The 370-nt window shown below is 49.2% G+C and carries 1 protein-coding gene; it reads right to left on the bottom strand.

The features are described from left to right. Nucleotides 1-370: hypothetical protein (locus R7O12_RS23620; RefSeq protein ID WP_318126462.1), on the bottom strand; the 370-nt coding region annotated here is incomplete at both ends.

The raw sequence follows: 370 nt of genomic DNA, 5'->3' as shown, positions 1-370 counted from the left end.
GTTCGCGTCAAAGGCAAGCGTCGGTTTGTCTGCCACAGGTGTCACGTTGATATCAAACGTTTCGGTGGTTTGCAGCGACGTTCCTGTAGAATTCTCATAGTAAATTCCATTATCGTCCGCTGTAACCGTCAATGAAATCGCTGAACTGTTCACGTCACTTGCATCGACAAAAACACCGACATTTGGATCTGTCGAAGTCAACACCGCATTAAGTTGGGACAACGTCCCCATCAACACGGTTTCACCCGCTAAACCAACACCTTGCGTCACACCACTGCCCGATGGCGCGATAACACTGACATCACCTTCACTCGTGCTGAGCGAAATCGTCATGATCTCGTTCTCATGGATACCAGCGAAATCCACATCC

It is taken from the genome of Vibrio sp. Vb1574 (assembly GCF_033338675.1).
This window is presented reverse-complemented; position numbering and strand designations above follow the sequence as displayed.